This is a genomic window from Haloferax sp. YSSS75, assembly GCF_046764215.1.
Taxonomy (GTDB): domain Archaea; phylum Halobacteriota; class Halobacteria; order Halobacteriales; family Haloferacaceae; genus Haloferax.
This window is the reverse complement of record NZ_CP177207.1, coordinates 151741-167744: the sequence shown is the minus strand read 5'-3', so window position 1 is coordinate 167744 and position 16004 is coordinate 151741. Positions and strand designations below refer to the sequence as shown.

13 protein-coding genes are annotated in these 16004 nt (G+C 53.5%); 5 read left to right on the top strand and 8 right to left on the bottom strand.

Annotated features, from left to right (window positions below):
- Positions 1-74: 74 nt before the first annotated feature.
- Complete coding sequence (locus tag ACK3R5_RS16800) at positions 75-1208, bottom strand: ABC transporter ATP-binding protein (protein ID WP_411968929.1); 1134 nt, start codon at positions 1206-1208, stop codon at positions 75-77.
- 51 nt (positions 1209-1259) lie between these two features.
- Positions 1260-2348: a mandelate racemase/muconate lactonizing enzyme family protein gene (locus ACK3R5_RS16795; RefSeq protein ID WP_411968928.1), complete on the bottom strand. Its 1089-nt coding sequence runs from the start codon at positions 2346-2348 to the stop codon at positions 1260-1262.
- Positions 2349-2546: 198 nt separating this feature from the next.
- Between ACK3R5_RS16795 and ACK3R5_RS16790 the strand changes: the two genes are divergently transcribed.
- Both ACK3R5_RS16790 and ACK3R5_RS16785 read left to right on the top strand, forming a co-directional pair.
- On the top strand, positions 2547-3644 hold the full coding sequence (locus ACK3R5_RS16790; protein WP_411968927.1) for a Gfo/Idh/MocA family protein: 1098 nt from the start codon (positions 2547-2549) through the stop codon (positions 3642-3644).
- Between the two features lie 77 nt (positions 3645-3721).
- Entirely contained in the window at positions 3722-4528 is an 807-nt protein-coding gene (locus ACK3R5_RS16785; protein ID WP_411968926.1) for an SDR family NAD(P)-dependent oxidoreductase, read from the top strand.
- A 481-nt stretch (positions 4529-5009) separates the two neighbouring features.
- On the opposite strand, the gene ACK3R5_RS16780 is transcribed toward ACK3R5_RS16785, so the two are convergent.
- Entirely contained in the window at positions 5010-6041 is a 1032-nt protein-coding gene (locus tag ACK3R5_RS16780; RefSeq protein ID WP_411968925.1) for a lactonase family protein, read from the bottom strand.
- 1581 nt (positions 6042-7622) lie between these two features.
- Here ACK3R5_RS16780 and ACK3R5_RS16775 point away from each other — a divergent pair.
- The 3 genes from ACK3R5_RS16775 to ACK3R5_RS16765 all read left to right on the top strand — a co-directional run bounded on the left by ACK3R5_RS16775 (position 7623) and on the right by ACK3R5_RS16765 (position 10335).
- Positions 7623-8585 (top strand): MBL fold metallo-hydrolase, encoded by a 963-nt coding sequence (locus ACK3R5_RS16775; protein WP_411965854.1) that lies wholly within the window; start codon positions 7623-7625, stop codon positions 8583-8585.
- Positions 8586-8681: 96 nt separating this feature from the next.
- On the top strand, positions 8682-9317 hold the full coding sequence (locus ACK3R5_RS16770) for an MBL fold metallo-hydrolase (protein WP_411968924.1): 636 nt from the start codon (positions 8682-8684) through the stop codon (positions 9315-9317).
- Between the two features lie 217 nt (positions 9318-9534).
- Entirely contained in the window at positions 9535-10335 is an 801-nt protein-coding gene (locus ACK3R5_RS16765; RefSeq protein WP_411968923.1) for an SDR family oxidoreductase, read from the top strand.
- Between the two features lie 246 nt (positions 10336-10581).
- Here ACK3R5_RS16765 and ACK3R5_RS16760 read toward each other — a convergent pair whose 3' ends face one another.
- The 5 genes from ACK3R5_RS16760 to ACK3R5_RS16740 form a co-directional block, all read right to left on the bottom strand.
- Complete coding sequence (locus ACK3R5_RS16760) at positions 10582-11352, bottom strand: IclR family transcriptional regulator (RefSeq protein ID WP_411965857.1); 771 nt, start codon at positions 11350-11352, stop codon at positions 10582-10584.
- 115 nt (positions 11353-11467) lie between these two features.
- A complete protein-coding gene (locus ACK3R5_RS16755) occupies positions 11468-12937 on the bottom strand; it encodes an acetyl-CoA hydrolase/transferase C-terminal domain-containing protein (protein WP_411968922.1) in 1470 nt (489 codons plus the stop codon).
- The gene (locus ACK3R5_RS16750) at positions 12934-13590 is read right to left on the bottom strand and encodes a MaoC family dehydratase (RefSeq protein ID WP_411968921.1); all 657 of its coding nucleotides are present in this window, start codon (positions 13588-13590) and stop codon (positions 12934-12936) included. The genes ACK3R5_RS16755 and ACK3R5_RS16750 overlap by 4 nt, the downstream gene beginning before the upstream one ends.
- Positions 13591-13630: 40 nt before the next feature.
- Positions 13631-14842: an acyl-CoA dehydrogenase family protein gene (locus ACK3R5_RS16745; RefSeq protein WP_411965860.1), complete on the bottom strand. Its 1212-nt coding sequence runs from the start codon at positions 14840-14842 to the stop codon at positions 13631-13633.
- Between the two features lie 73 nt (positions 14843-14915).
- A complete protein-coding gene (locus ACK3R5_RS16740; protein WP_411968920.1) occupies positions 14916-15938 on the bottom strand; it encodes an LLM class flavin-dependent oxidoreductase in 1023 nt (340 codons plus the stop codon).
- Positions 15939-16004 lie beyond the last annotated feature (66 nt).

The window sequence follows — 16004 nt, the reverse complement described above, 5'->3', positions numbered from 1 at the left end:
TTCGCCCTTGGATGAAAACAGACGATGAGCAGAGTTCCCCCACTTGTCCGAAATTAAGGCTTTCAGCGAAGTGCCTATCTACTCTGTTCGATTTGTGCTTCCGATGTTCGTTCAGGTGGATGAGCAACTGCTTCACCAGACGCCCGGTCGAAGAGATAGATACGAGACTCGGGGAAGCTCAGAACCACAGAATCAGACCGTCTGATGTGTTCTTCCACCGCTAAGCTGGCAGTGTACGTCTCATCTTCGTGAGAGAAGTAGACGTGATCGACGTCGCCCATAGGCTCGACGACATCGGCTTCTGTTTCGACTGTATTCGAAGCGTCGGCGGAAGCGACCTCAATGTCGTTCGGCCGGATTCCGAGAGTCAACTCGTCTCTCGTCTCAGCCAACTCACTCTTGTGGGTCTGTATCGTGTGCGTGAACAGGTCATGCTGGAGTTCGATAGCACCGTTCGCCTTCTCTCGCTTCGTAACATCGAAAAAGTTCATCGATGGCTCACCAATGAACCCCGCAACGAACCGATTGGCCGGTCTGTTATAGATCTCAAGCGGGGTTCCAATCTGTTGAAGAACACCTTCATTCATAACCGCGATGCGATCACCCATGGTCATCGCTTCGGTCTGGTCATGTGTAACGTACAGTGTGGTGGTTCCGATTTGTTTTTGGAGTTGCTGAATCTCGATCCGCATTTCAGAGCGCAGTTTTGCATCAAGATTCGAGAGTGGCTCGTCCATCAGGAACAACCCAGGTTTCCGAACAATCGCTCGCCCAAGCGCAACTCGCTGCTGCTGCCCCCCCGAGAGTTCTTTCGGTTTCTGAGAAATCAGGTCGTCAATATGGAGCAAATTAGCAATCTCATCAACCCGCTCGTTCCTCTCCTTAGAAGACATGTCCGTAGACATTTTGAGCGCGAATCGCAGATTTTCGCCTACGGTCATATGTGGGTACAGTGCATAGTTCTGGAACACCATCGCGATATCTCGGTCTTGTGGACGAAGATTAGTTATCTCTTCTTCACCGAGAACAATGCTCCCACTAGTCGGTGTGATCAGCCCGGCAACGCAATTGAGTGAGGTACTCTTTCCACATCCACTTGGCCCAACGACCACGATGAATTCCCCATCCTCCGCTGAGATATCAAGATCATCAACGGCTATGACATCATCATACTCCTTCCGGAGTGAGTTGATCTCTAATTTCGCCATTGAGGCTGAAACGTGGCCCATCGACTAAAACTGTTGTGGTGGGCGTAGTTGCTAATTTTCCATTACGAGTGAGCCATACTGTTTCATCGCGGACTCGTCAAGTGTGAGACCGTGGCCTGGCCCGTCTGGCACGTGGGCGTAGTTATCAGCGAAGTGTACAGGGTTGTCGAACAGTTTGGCCCACCCGGGGGCCGACCACTCGACGTAGGTGACTTCAGGAAGTGCAGCCCCAAGGTGAACACCAACATCCCCCGGCGTGTTTCCGACAGCTAGGGGCCGACCGTAACTGTACGCCAGCTCCGCAGTTGAGCGCCCAGAAGATAACCCACGGAGGTTTACAATATCTGCGGCACCGCTCTCAAGAAGTCTCCGGGTATGTTCGATGCCGACGTACTCGCCTACATTAACGTGAGTGCTCGACGCTCCCTGTGCAACCCGTCGAGCACCCTCGACGTCGTGGCGCAGGACTGGATCCTCGAACCAGTACACGTCGAATCCAGCTCGTTCGTACTGCTCTAACCGACGAAGTGCCTCTTTAGGACTAAATGCCTCGTTAGCATCAATCATCAAAGTCCCATCCTCCCCAAGAATGTCTTGGACCAACTTCAATCGGTCAATATCTTCCTCAACGGTTTGATATCCGACTTTTACTTTTGCGGAAGTGAACCCATGTTCGGCGAATTGTTGGTAGATTTCACGTGTGGTCTCATCGTCGTTTGGAAACGAGATACCACTCGCATACGCAGGAACTCTGTCGGTGTCCGCCCCCATTAGTTCGGCAATTGAGAGGCCCAAGTGCTTGCCACAAAGATCCCAAAGAGCGACATCAAGAGCCCCTTCGAAACGTCCACTGTCGAGATTCCCTCCTCGTGGTCGGACCATTTGGTTCCGTACCGCAAAAGGAGAGGACCCGAGCAGTTGTTCCATCTGCGGTTGACATTCACTTTCGAGCGTTTCAATTGATATTTTACCTTCTCCAGTGAGATTAACTCTGTTAAAACCAACTCCTACTTCACCAGTATCAGTCATCAATTCAAGAACGACCATCTCGAATTCGGAGATCGGGTCCACCTGTGAGTCACCAATTATCCGTCCAATTGGGGCCTCTATCTTTCGTAGCTTGTAGCCGGATATCTTCATTCGTGATACGCTTGGTGATCAAGGAAATAAAGATTGGGAGGTAAACACAGCCGTATGTTTCTGAGCCGGACACAATATTTTTATACACCTAACATGACGATTACTCTGTAAGCTACCCAGCAGAGAGTGTGGTAGTCAAGAGCGCTCGACAACGGAGTTAATGATCGAATCCATGCTATACAACCAAAGGAAAGGAAAATGACGTACAGAGCAGGTATTATCGGTACGGGAGGAATCGCTGGAATGGGAATATTGGGGATGCACGATAGCAGTAAGATTGGGAAACAAAAAATCGATGCGAGCCACGCGGGTGGATACAATTCCACAGAGGATATCGAACTCGTTGCAGTCGCAGACGTCTCCAAAGAAAAAATCGATACATTTGGTGAGGCCTGGGAAATTCCAGAGGCGAGGAGGTATGTCGGACACGATGAGATGTTGGCCGAAGAAGACCTAGACGTCGTTTCGGTGTGTACTCCAACGTTTCTTCACCACGAACACGTGACAGATGCAGCGCAATCTGCAGCTGACCCAGATGTCATCTGGTGCGAGAAGCCGGTCGCGTCAAAGGTCCAACACGCAGAAGAGATGGTTGAAGTGTGCGACACGAACGACACCGAGTTGGTTATCAACCACTCTTTTCGGTTCACCACCAAACAGCAAAAGCTTCGCAGACTGATTCAGGATGAAAATATTCTTGGTGATATACAGTCGGTCAGTACCCAGTTCCGGATGGAACTGATGCGGAACTCCACACACCTTCTGGATACTCTGGTCCATCTATTGGAAGCCAGAGCAGACCAAGTCAGCGGTTACATAACTGGAGAGAACGAAGCGGTCGATTCACTCAAAGCGGGACAACACGTCGACGACGCAGGGGGAGGTGGGCACGTAGTGATGGACGATGGGACGTTCGTGACCATTGATTGTACAATTCCCCGAGATATGTCTTCGATGTCGATGCAGTTCATAGGATCCGAGGGGAAGTTGTATTTAAACAACGACGATGGTGAATGGAGATACTGGTCACTGGAGGATGGTGAGCACGTGGAGAAACCGCTTCCCGGAATTGAGGATGCCTGGACGTGGGAAGTCGACTACAAGAATTCATTCAAAAATGCAGCTCATCACATCTCTGATCTCCTCGCGGGAGAGGCAATCAATCATTCACCCGGAGAAGAAGCTATCCGCTCTCTTGAGGTTATTATCGGATTTTACCTCTCGCACTATACTGGAGGACAGGTCTCAATCCCCCTAGAGAACCCACTTCGGGATATCCGGATTACTTCATGGTGAAGTCTGGGTTGTGAGAAACAAGCCATTACAACCCGCCGGAATCTATAAATACAACGGCAGGATGGTTCGACGTAGAGATGACTGGGAAAGGCATGTTTGATTTCACCGGAGAGTCCGCAATTGTGACAGGGTCGACAAAAGGGATCGGCAAAGCAATCGCGAAGAGCATCGCAGAGGCCGGTGGTAACGTTCTCATCAATTCACGGACCGAAACGGATGTCGATAACACAGTTTCAGAATTAAATAAGAAAGCAGAAGGGGATATAATCGGAAAGACGGCAGATGTAGGTGAGCCAGCAGAGATTGAGGCACTGGTCGCCAAGGCTATTGCCTCGTTCGGAGAAGTAGATTTGTTAGTGAACAACGCAGCCGTTTGGCCTGGTGAATCGTCAATGGTTTCGGCTGAACTTTCGGACTGGGAACTCGCTATGGATGTCAATGTCCGTTCTCAATTTTACTGTTCCAAGTTAGTCGCCGAACATATGACCGAGAACGGTATTAGTGGGAGTATTGTGAACTTGACCAGCCAAACTGGAGACCGCAGAGCCGGAGGCCGGGGTCTCTATGGTGTTTCAAAGACGGCGATTAATGGTCTCACATGGAAGTTGGCACACGAGTTAGCTCCACACGGTATTCGTGTGAACGGTATTTCTACAGCGTCGACTCTAACGCCCCAATTACGATCTGAGGCCGAAGACGCTGCACGAGTTGATGGTAGTCTGTCTGCTCAACAGGTACTGGACGAGTTAGGACAAGAGAAGCCGATTGGCAGATTAGGACAGCCAAAAGAAATTGCCGACGCCGTCATGTTCCTGGCTAGTGATCGTGCAGAGTACATTGTTGGAGACATCATCCGCGTGAGTGGCGGGGGTAACCTCCAGTGACTCTGTTAGTTATATTTGAACAGACGGCGTCGGAATTCACTTAATGAGTTGTAATACGCACGCTATGACCCCACAGAAGAGAAAACTCATCTTATTCTTTCGAACTGGGGACACAATGGCTAACATACTGCGTTTTAATCAGTGTCCGCGTTCAATAATAGCTAACATCGTAATTAGTACCGAATACATTTATAGTAAAATAAAATGGCGTTATTTAATTATGAACATCGCCACTGTGCTTTACTTGTTAGTTTTCTAAAAGGCAGATTGGTATTACACTACTAGTATTGTAAAGATGCTCTGCAATGAACTGAATCACAGTACATACACCGATGTAGCAAAGCGAAAGAGTGGTTTAAATTCGAGTCAAGCTACTCCCAAAAACGCCATTGTTGATTATTTACGAACAGGGATAAAGAGATATCCTGTAAATATACATCAAGAGAGAAGATTCAACAGACCCATCTGGGACCGTACTCCGTTAAACAAATTTTAGACAGACTGGGTTCGGGACAGTGAGCTTTCGACCTGTCGAGGTCAGCCTGCCAGTGCCAGAGTCGATATTAAATACCACAACAGTATTCGACAGTTGGTTCTCGGCGTAGAGATACTGGCCATCAGGACTAATCGCAAAATTCCGAGGACATCTACCGCGCGTAGGTTCGTTCTCGACTGCGTGCAGAGACCCGTCGTCTTTGCACTGATAGACTGCAATTGAGTCGTGGCCGCGGTTGGATGCGTAAACGAAATCTCCTGACGGATGAACATGAATATCGGCCGCAGTGTTCTCAACGGTTTTTGGAGCTGTTTCTATTGTTTGAATCGGAAAGAGTTCGCCGGTACGTTCATTCCATTCGAACACGGTCAGGGTCGAATGCAGTTCGTTAATTAGGTAAGCGTAATCTCCGGATGGATGAAAATCAAGATGACGAGGCCCGGCACCAGTTGAGACATCTACTGTCGTCTGGTGTAATAAAGACCGTGTCTCTTGTTCAAATTGGTAAATCACAATTTGATCAGTGCCTAAATCGGGAACGTATACGTAGCGGTGATTTGGACCTGGAACAATCGCGTGTGGGTGGGCCTGTCGTTGTCGGTCTGGGTTAACGCTGGACCCACTGTGCTCAATCATACAGGATGGTTCTAGTAACCTACCAGATGGTCCAATCGGAAGTACAGAAACGGCAGCTCCGACGTAATGAGAAACCAGGACCACGTTATACTCAGGTAGAACTGAACAGTAGCATGGGTCAGGATAGGGTGTGGAAATCACGTTGATAAGTTCCAACGCTCCAGATTTGGTATTCAGATTATACGCCCTCACACAACCAGTTGAATCCTCATTAACTACGTAGACATGGTTTGTCTTCGAATTGATTGCCAGATAACTTGGATCTCGGCCAGCGTTAATTCCAGTCTTTGGTTTAAGGGCTCCAGACTCTTGTGCCATTGTAAGAGAATACAATCCGACCTGATCAGGAGGTGAATACGTACTAAGTACTGCTCTGTGCATACTAATTCAATTATTATTTGGAGTAGTATATAATATGGTGCTCGCCGGTGCAAGCTCACAAAGTCGGTGATTTGTGAACGTCGATATTTCAGATTTTAATTATAATATATTAATCGATAGTTTGAAAACTATTCAACGGTTTATAGAGGAAACAATAGTTAACAAATCAAAATAGAGTCGTCTATTTTTGATGCTTCTGTATTTACTTATGAGTATTACCCCACGTTATCTGTAAAAATCTGTGTTTGAATATTAATTTAATTAATTGGATGCAATCGACAGTCTCACGAGACTCGAACACGCTAAAAGTCGATTATCCTTTGATAAACGGATTGTTACTGCTATCTACCGTGGACGGAGCTAGTTGTTCGAGAGAGTCACAAATATTTCATATTTTGAATAGTTATCATCAACTGTATGAAAGCACATATTTCGGTTCTGTTTAGATATTCAGATCACTGTCCGTACATTGACTATGATACAATTCCTGATTTCAGCATTCAACTGAACCAGTTCATTTCAGAATAACCGCTGATATCCGGACCTGAGACCCCATCGTTTCCGGAGAAACGTAGTCAGAATGCAGACGATTCGCCATCAAGTTTGATTCAAGCTCGAAACCGTCGTTGAGAAGGCACGCAACATTTCCATCCTCCGAGGTTGCGACACATCTAGGTTCGGAGGGTGGCCTCCGTGCCATAGTCCTTCGTCAAAGCGGCTTGACTTGAGTCCTCTGACGAGTAGGTAAATACGTAGACGATGACAGCGGTGCAGAGCAACCAACTGAAAAGACTGTAGAAGGGCCGATCGAGAGTGGCTAAACGGGGACGAGAACGGGGACGAAACGGCGGCATACCTAAAACAGAATAGACGCGATTCACGGCAGTGCTTAAATTATAATTTTCTGAATATATTAGCTTAAATCATAAATAACCATCAGATATTATTGAGTGTCACTCCCGAGGACAGTCTGATTCTAATATTAATTATTGAGGCCAACTATTTCGGAGATTACATGGTGATATTACGTTCTCAGATATATATGGCCAGAAAATACAAGATTTCTCTACGTATATCCGAGGTTTCCGGTTTTTACCATCCAATCATTGTAATACACAGTGTTATCGACCTTCTAGAAGCCCCTGAAAGCAAAATTCAGCCAAATTAGAAATCACACATCTATTTTTGACATTCCAAAGGAGAACAGAGAATAGATATATTAGTTCGATTTGCCAATTATTCTATCATCTAATAAATTTAGTAGTTCTCTGTGATATATAGCCGGGAATTATGATTAAAAGTCTCGACCAACCCCGACGAACGAAGACGAATCGAAGCCAACCGAGAGATGTTCGTCAGATGGTTGGTATCGATTCCGAGAGGAACCACGTGGGCCATCAGCAACTATAAATTAGATTCGGTCGTTTGCTCGAGTATGAATTCACATCTCCCACAGGGGTTTACGGCCCGTTGGTCTGTAGTGGTGGACGGTACCTCGACAATGGGTGGTGTACGTACACGATCGCTGACGAGTCAGACAGCTACTGCTGACGGGGTGGCTACGGTTTCATCGACACGGTCATGAACGTGTTCCGCATCTCTCACCCCCACGGAAGTCCTGAAGGGGAGAATAGTACGTACGTGTTCCCCAACCGGTCGGTGATTATCGACCCCGGACCACCGGGTGAACGACCATGGAGACGACTCTGCGATGGTCTTAGCGGCCACGGACTCTCGGTTTCCGATGTTCGACATATCATCGTCACACACTGGCACGCCGACCACGCTGGGTTGGCACCGCGACTCGCGAGCACTGCCGATGCCACACTCCATATGCACGAACTGGATGCCCCGTTAGTCCGTGAGTATACGAGCGAGCGAACACAGCGGGTCGAACGCGACAAGGTCACACTGGAACGGTGGGGGGTTCCGAAGACGATTAGGAAGAAAGTCTCCGAGAACGACACTCCCTCACCGATGCCCGACCGGACGCCAGTGACGGGGCACACAGATGGTGACACCATAGCTGGACTCACTCTCCGCCGAACAGCGGGACACACACCCGGACACCTCGCTGTACAGGCAGAGAGCACCCTCTACGTTGGCGACACTCTCCTGCCGATGTATACCCCGAACGTCGGTGGAAGTGATACGCGAACAGACGGTGAGAGCCCACTGGAGACGTATCTCGACACGCTCGACGATATCAGTTCGTGGGACGTCGACCAGCACGCACGTCCTGGCCACGGTGCAGTGGTATCCCTCCCAGAGCGTATCGAGACGACACGACTGCACCACTGGGAACGCGTCCGTCGTGCCGTCGAGTCGATACCAGAAGATGGTCATTTCACACCCTGGGACGTTGCTCGTGTACTCTTCGGAGAGATGTCTGGCATCCACGTCAAGATGGGCGCCGGAGAAGCTGCTGCCCACCTCGAATATGCAGCGTCACGTGACTTCGTCGAACGAGTCGGGAGCAACCCACATTCGTATCGAGTGACAGACCTGGCAGTCGATGCCGAGGAATTCGGAGACAGAGACTGAGCGCACCGAGGTGATTCCCTACACGCGCCCTTCGAGAGGGCGTAGAATAGATGCCGGGGGCGAATTGCTCATTACCCCCGAGTGCGACTACCTGTCATGGCCACCGAAATCGTTCCGGGGATATTCGACCTCACTGTCCGCACGGACTCGACGGGACGCCGCTATCGTGCCTACCTCGTCGACGACGACGTGCCGACGCTGTTCGACGCCGGGTTCGCGGATACGACTGACGCACTGTTCTCCGAAATCGAGACGACCGGATTGACTCCCGAACGCCTCGTGATTACACACACCGACATCGACCACGTTGGTGGATTCGATGCCGCCGTGGATAGATTCGGCGTCGAAACGTACGTTCCAGAACAGTCGACTCTCGAGACAACTCACGAACCGGACCACCGCTACGGAGACGGTGACCAAATTGGAGGGTTCGAAGCCATCTTCACACCGGGGCACAAGTACGACCACCACGCGTTCGTCGACGAGAGTCGTGGTGTCCTAATTGCTGGTGACGCCGTCTCGGGGGCGGACCTCAGGGGGTTCCCAGAGGGGTACCTCCTCCCACACGCCGCAGTGTACGCCGAAGACTTGTCCGTCGCAGAACAGAGCCTCGACAGGGTGGTCGAGTACGAATTTGATGCCGCACTCGTCTACCACGGGACTGCAGTCACAGAGAACGCTGGCGCTGTCCTCCGTCGATACGTCCAGTTCCCGGGCCGTCCTGAATCGTAATCGGGTCCTCGTCTGTAGTTGGGCTTTGGTGACGTCCGTTCCCTGATTCGTAACCCTGTCCACACCAGTTGAACACCGTCTCTGTAAGCATTACAACACTAGTACTGTGAGGCATTGGTATATGTTGACATGGGTTTTGCTCTGTTCGGTGACACCGAACTGGCTGCTCTAACCCCGTCGAACGAACGTTTATTACCGTGGCGTCGGTGCTGGTGGTGTGGACCTCAACCTAACAGAGAGACGAGTCCTCGTACTGGCATCCAGCAAGGGACTCGGACGTGCAACAGCTGTCGAGTTCGCTCGCGAAGGCGCGCACGTAGCGTTGTCGTCTCGGAGTGCAGACCGCCTCAAATCTGCCAAGAATCACGTCGTCAGTGAGTCGGGGTGTGACCCGAGCAACGTCTACACGGCGGTGTGTGACCTCTCCGACCCGACGAGTATCGAGGAGGCAATCCCCTCGGTGATTGACGAACTCGGTGGACTCGACATTCTCGTCACCAACCACGGTGGAACCGCACCGACGACGTTCGAAGATGCGACCATCGAAGCGTTCGACGAAGCGTACCAGGGTGTCATTCGAAGTACCGCCCACGCAGTGAAACTCGCGCTCCCAGACCTCAAAGCCGATGGTGGCGGTGCAGTGACGCACATCGTCTCGGCGTCGGCCGTCGAACCTCCATCCGGCTCTGTGTTCAACACCGTCTTCAGGACGGGCATCTACGGACTTTCGAAGGCACTTGCGAACGAACTGTCTGGCGAAGGTGTCCGTTCGAACTGTGTGTGCCCTCGTGGCGTCTCCACCGACCGCATCGACTTCAAAATCGAACAACGAGCAGAGCGGCAGGGAATCAGTGTCGACGAAGCGCGGAAACAGCGGGAGGCAGAACTCCCCGTCGACAGACTCGGTCAGCCCGACGAGTTCGGGCGCGTCGTCGCATTCGTCTCCTCAGACGCTGCAAGTTACGTGACCGGAGAGTCTATCAACGTCGATGGGGGGTGGCATCGGCGCGCATTCTGATTCGACGACACCTACTTCGTTCGACAGCACCGAACGAGTTTGGACATTGTTCACATGCAACATAAGAATATTATTCAACTTATATTCCTGCATCATCAGACACACCAGTAGTTCTCAGACCGATGGTTGTTCATGTGTATGCACTAAGTAGCATAAAATACCCAAATATACAGGTTCCATCTAGCCAAACGTCGGTTGGCGACGACAGTTGGCAACGTCCGCCGTGAGAGGGACCCCGAACGATGCTCAGGAGAACGTGATGTTGAGTTCGACTTCGTTCGCGGCGCCCAGAATCATGTCCGGGATCTCGGTTTCGAACCACTCGCCTTTCAATCGGTGAGTCGGCCCCGAGACGCTCAGAGAGCCGAGGACTTCACCGTTGGACCCGATGACTGGAACTCCGACGGCCCTGAGCCCAGTGGTGGACTCTTCCATGTTGAACGCGTATCCTCGCTCCCGCACGGCTTCGAGTTCTTCGTACAGCGTATCGACGTCCGTAATCGTGTTTTCGGTACTTGGTGGAAGCCCACGCCTTTCGAGTATCTCGACGACTTCCTCCTCGGGTAAGTGTGCGAGTATGGCTTTCCCTGCGGAACTGGCGTGAAGAGAGATTCGTTTGCCGATTCGAGAGTCCGTCGAAACGGCGTGAGCACCGATAGACCGGTAGAGATAGATCCCGTATCCGTGCTCCTGGACGATGAACTGTGCACGTTCGTCGGTACGCTTCGCCAACTCTTCGACTTTCTCTCTGATGAGTTGGTGTTCTTTCTTTCTGTGGCGGGCAGTCTCTCCGAGGTCGAGGAAACGTAATCCAAGGTCGTACCGACCGTGTTCGTTCACAACGAACCCGTACTGGTCGAGCGTCTTGAGATGTCCGTGTGCTGTACTTTTCGCGACACCGACTTCGTTGGCTATCTCTGTCACGCCAGCCCCCTCCAGGCGCTTGAGTGCCAGGATAATCTCGAGCAGGGTTTCGTCTGACTTGACCGTTCGCCCTGTGACGTGTCGTTCACCCATGAGAGAACATACCAGGGCGTCCTATATAACGTTTGTTCACACCGAACGGTTTCACAGCGTACCTACAACTCGGCGGCGTCTGCTCAGGGACCGTCGACCCAACCTGTATACCCGTCTACTCGCCGCGCCAATTTCTGTGCCACGACAGTGCCCTGCCCAGGTCGTGAGGAATGTGTCCCTCACGAGCGGTCGCTGCTTCGACGTAGTCGGTGAGTTCGTCCACGAACGAGGGGTCGGCACAGTTTTCTATGAGTTCAGTCGCTCGCTCGTGTGGCGCGAGTCGGCGGAGGTCAGCGACGCCGTGCTCGGTGACGACGACACCGAAGTCGTGCTCTGTGTGGTCTACGTGAGGCACCATCGGGACGATTCGAGAGATAGCACCGCCTGCTGTCGTCGATGCGAGTGTGAGTATCGAGACCATGCCGTTTCGACAGTAGTCACCGCTCCCACCGATGCCGTTGAGGACGTCTGTCCCGTTGAGATGAGTCGAGTTTGCGTGTCCCGAGAGGTCCACCTCCAGCGTACTATTGACGGCGATGACACCAAATCGGTCGATGAGTTCCGCTCGATTCGAAATCGATGCAGGTCGCAACACCACCTTCGATGCGTAACGGTCGACGTCGTCGAAGAGACGGCGCTGCCCGTCGCGAGAGAGTGCAAGCGACGTCGCACTGGCCGACTGCAGAACGTCCGCGTCGATCAAGTCGAGCAGTCCGTCCTGAATCACCTCGCCGAAGTAGATGATGTCGCGGTCACCGAAATCGACCGTCCCGAGTTCGGCCATCAGCGCATTTCCGAGGCTCCCGACACCGAACTGGAGTCGAACGCTCTCAGAGAGCGCTGGGTTTCGCTCGACTTCTGCGCGCAGGAACGTGCCGAGGTTGTCGGCGATTGCCCGGTCGACGTCTCTCGGCGTCCGGAATTCGTAGGGGTCGTCCGGTTCGTTTGTCTCGACGACGCTCACGAGTTTCTCGGGGTCGAACGTCACCGTCGACGTACCGATTCGGGCCGCTGGTTCGAAGAGTGGTATCGCCTCGTCTCGTGGCGGCATCGGGACGCGATAGATGTCGTGGAACGCTTCGAGTTCGACCGGTTGTGCATCGTTGACTTCGACGATGAGTGTCTCCGCCGCTTCGACGAACGAACGGACGTGACCGAGAGACGTCGACGGGACGAACCAGCCGTCACCCACTGCGACGGCCTCGACGATAGCGACGTCGGGTGGCGGTAGTTCTCCGAGTATGACCGCCTCTCCGAGACGTCCGATGTGACGGTCCTGAAATGCGACTTCTCGGGCGTTGACTGCACGCCGGGAGGCGGACTCTGCTTGGTAGGTGTACCGACGAGCGACAGCGTTCGCTTCGAACAGGTCGCCATCGATGATTCCACCGGCGCTCCCACCGCTGATGATGGTCAACGAGAGACTCCGTCCGTCCCGTGCGAGGGCCGACGGGACTGCCTTCGGGTTGCCGACACTCCCAAACCCGCTCACGCAGACGATTGCGTCCGATTCGACGCGAGACGCAGCCGACTCTGCCGACTCTGTCCCGAGTCCGTCGTTCACACGCTGCGTGAGTGTACTCATTCGAGGTCCTCCGGTTGTGTCCCGACTCCGGATGGCCACCCCGGGGGCTTCGCCGGAGTCGGCTTGGCGTACTCTCGTTTGAGGACCATCGGCGTTCGTTTGAGTGAGAGAACTTTCTCGTCGTCCTGATTGAACGCCCGCAGCTCTGTGGTGACGATACCGACGTGGTCGCGCGAGGACGACTCCCGTTTCTCCAGAACCTCGCTCTCGACGAACAGGGTATCGCCGTGGAAGACGGGCGCGTGGTGTCGAACCTCGTCGTACCCGAGATTAGCCGTCGCGTTCTGTGAGACGTCGATGACGCTCATCCCGACTGCCATCGCGATGACGACTAACCCGTTGACGAGACGTTCACCGAACTCGGTTTCGGCCGCGTACGCCTCGTTGAAGTGCATCGGATTCAAGTTCATCGTCACATTCGTCAACCAGACGTCGTCGGTTTCGGTGACTGTCCTGCCGTACGGATGTTTGTAGATGTCTCCAACGGTGAAGTCCTCGTAGTAGCGCCCTTGCCAGCCCGCAACGAGGCGGCGGCCGGACCCGTCGGTGGAAATCGAGGCACGTCTGGAGTCGGCGAGCGTTTCGTCCGTGGTGGTGTCCGAAGCGGTTCTGTTCGAGTCGGTTTCTGTGTTAGTGTCGGTGGGTGTTGGCATTGGTTGTGTCTCCTCTCGTGTTTCTGCTCGAACGTGCTCCTCAGTACGACCGTGGCAGGTCGAGGACCCGCTCACTGAGGTAGTTCAAGATGAGTTGCTGCGTAATCGGGACGAGTCGCGTCAACCGCGCTTCCCTGAAGTAGCGCTCGACGTCGTACTCACGGGCGACGCCGAAACCACCGTGAGTTTGTACAGCTGCGTCGGCGGCTTCGAAGGCAGCCTCACTCGCGAGGTACTTGGACATATTCGCCTGCGCACCGACGTCTACGTCCGTTCGGTTCGGGTCGTCGACGACTCTTGCAGCGGCGTACGTCATCTGCTTGGCCGCCTGCACGTTGGCGTACGCTTTTGCGAGCGGGTGCTGGATTGCCTGATTAGAGCCAATCGGGCGACCGAACACCTCTCGTTCCCGTGCGTATGCGACCCCTCTGTCGAGAGCGACTTCTCCGAGGCCGATACACTCGGCGGCGATGACGAGTCGTTCCTCGTTGAGTCCGTCGAGTACCTGATAGAACCCGTTTCCCTCCTCACCGATGAGGTTCCGAGCGGGTATTCGGAGGTCCTCGAACCACAGTTCGAACGCGTGGACAGCGTTGCTCGCAGTCTTCGGGATAGCCCTCATTTCGAGGCTTCCATCCGACGTCGCCTCGTCGATATCGACGAGAAACATCGACATGCCACGAGTCTTCTTTTCGACTTCAGATTTCGGTGTCGTCCGAGCCACGAGAACGAGATAGTCACTGGCGTCGACGCGAGAGGTCCAGATTTTCTGCCCGTTGATGACGTATTCGTCGCCGTCGAGTTCCGCACGAGTCTCGATGGACGTCGAGTCAGAACCTGCGTTCGGCTCGGTGAGTCCGAACGCCTGTATCGATTTCTCCCCCGAAGCGACTGCGGGAAGCAACTCTGATTTGAGTTCCTCACTTCCGTAGTGGACGATTGGAACTGAGTTGTAGATGCCACCGTGAATCGCCTGTGCCCCGGCGAAACCACCCCCGCTCGCGGCTATCTCCTCCATCATCACCATCACTTCGGACGTTCCCATTCCTGCACCGCCGTACTCTTCAGGTAGCAGAATCCCTAACCAACCGTACTCGGCAAGGTCGTCGACGAACTCCTGCGGATACTCGCCGTTGGCGTCCCTCTCGCGCCAGTAGGCATCGTCATAAGAATCGCAGATATCCCGGATACTCTCGCGTACGAGTCGCTGTTGCTCCGTAAGCTCGACAGTATCGGTCGGTATGCTCAACATTACCATGGAGTATCCGGCACGATGAAATAAATCTATTGTCAGTCGGTGTCAGGAAACGAGTACGTCTGAACGTTCAGTCGTCCCTGGAATTGGGGGCCAACGCTCGAATCGTCGCTTCACCGACCGCATCGTACGTCCCGTGCGGGACGACGACGAGTGGGACGTCGACGACGGGATTATTGGCTATCTCGTCGAGGCGTGCCCGTGCTTCCTCGGCGGTCCCTGCAACACCGAAGTCGTCGACCATCTCGTCTGTCACCGCCGCCGCGGCGGCCGACTCGTCACCACTCCGCCACTGGTCGGCGATGGCTTCGGTCTCATCTGGGTAAGCCGCGTGGACGACGTTTTTGTACGAGTCGTCGGTGAAGGCCCCGATATATCCCGCGAGATTCTCGCGAATCACGTCCCGTGCGGCGGTCGAATCGTCGCTCACCGCTGCGGGGACGAACGGGTTCACGACGAGGTCATCTACATCGCGTCCTGCCTCTTCAGCGGCGGTGGCTACCGTCTCGAACGCAGTTTCCAGTTGGGAGAAGGGAACGTGATACGGGAGCCATCCGTCGCTAAACAGTCCGGTCACGCGACGGTTCGTCTCTCCCAGTGCCGCACTGTAGATAGGCACGTCCCTATCGAGTCCGGGGAAGTCCGTCGCTTCGAACAGTTGTCCCTCATACGAGACGTCCTCGTCGCTGCCCAGGAGCGCCCGAACCAGTTCGATGGTTTCGTGCATCCGGCGGAGAGGGCGCTCGTAGGTGATGTCGTGGAGGTTCTCGACCAGTTTCGGATGCCCAGCACCGAGGCCAAGAACTGCCCGCCCGTCTGCTTCTCGGTCGAGTGAGGCAATCGCCATCGCCAGTCCAGCAGGTGTCCGAGTGAAAACGTTGACGACGGCGGTGCCGACCCGAACCCGGTCCGTGTGACGGGCGATTGCGGTCAGGTCGACGAACGAGTCGCTCCCCCATCCTTCGCTCGTCCAGACCGACTCGTAGCCCAGTTCTTCGACCCACTGACCGAACGCTCCGAGGTCGTCGACTGCTGGTGGTTGTGCGAGACCGCCAACCTTCGGTATCACGACACCGATAGCTGGTTCTGACATGCGAGTACCTCGTGTGGCGACTGCCATAACCGTATGCCTCTCGCATGAACACTTTTGTAGTGAGCC

What these genes read in the sequence shown, in the direction of transcription:
- ACK3R5_RS16775 (WP_411965854.1), top strand. Translation starts at nt 7,623, where the DNA reads ATGAACGTGTTCCGCATCTCTCACCCCCACGGAAGTCCTGAAGGGGAG.
- ACK3R5_RS16800 (WP_411968929.1), bottom strand. Translation starts at nt 1,208, where the DNA reads ATGGCGAAATTAGAGATCAACTCACTCCGGAAGGAGTATGATGATGTC.
- ACK3R5_RS16785 (WP_411968926.1), top strand. Translation starts at nt 3,722, where the DNA reads ATGACTGGGAAAGGCATGTTTGATTTCACCGGAGAGTCCGCAATTGTG.
- ACK3R5_RS16750 (WP_411968921.1), bottom strand. Translation starts at nt 13,590, where the DNA reads ATGCCAACACCCACCGACACTAACACAGAAACCGACTCGAACAGAACC.
- ACK3R5_RS16760 (WP_411965857.1), bottom strand. Translation starts at nt 11,352, where the DNA reads ATGGGTGAACGACACGTCACAGGGCGAACGGTCAAGTCAGACGAAACC.
- ACK3R5_RS16780 (WP_411968925.1), bottom strand. Translation starts at nt 6,041, where the DNA reads ATGCACAGAGCAGTACTTAGTACGTATTCACCTCCTGATCAGGTCGGA.
- ACK3R5_RS16755 (WP_411968922.1), bottom strand. Translation starts at nt 12,937, where the DNA reads ATGAGTACACTCACGCAGCGTGTGAACGACGGACTCGGGACAGAGTCG.
- ACK3R5_RS16745 (WP_411965860.1), bottom strand. Translation starts at nt 14,842, where the DNA reads ATGTTGAGCATACCGACCGATACTGTCGAGCTTACGGAGCAACAGCGA.
- ACK3R5_RS16770 (WP_411968924.1), top strand. Translation starts at nt 8,682, where the DNA reads ATGGCCACCGAAATCGTTCCGGGGATATTCGACCTCACTGTCCGCACG.
- ACK3R5_RS16795 (WP_411968928.1), bottom strand. Translation starts at nt 2,348, where the DNA reads ATGAAGATATCCGGCTACAAGCTACGAAAGATAGAGGCCCCAATTGGA.
- ACK3R5_RS16740 (WP_411968920.1), bottom strand. Translation starts at nt 15,938, where the DNA reads ATGTCAGAACCAGCTATCGGTGTCGTGATACCGAAGGTTGGCGGTCTC.
- ACK3R5_RS16790 (WP_411968927.1), top strand. Translation starts at nt 2,547, where the DNA reads ATGACGTACAGAGCAGGTATTATCGGTACGGGAGGAATCGCTGGAATG.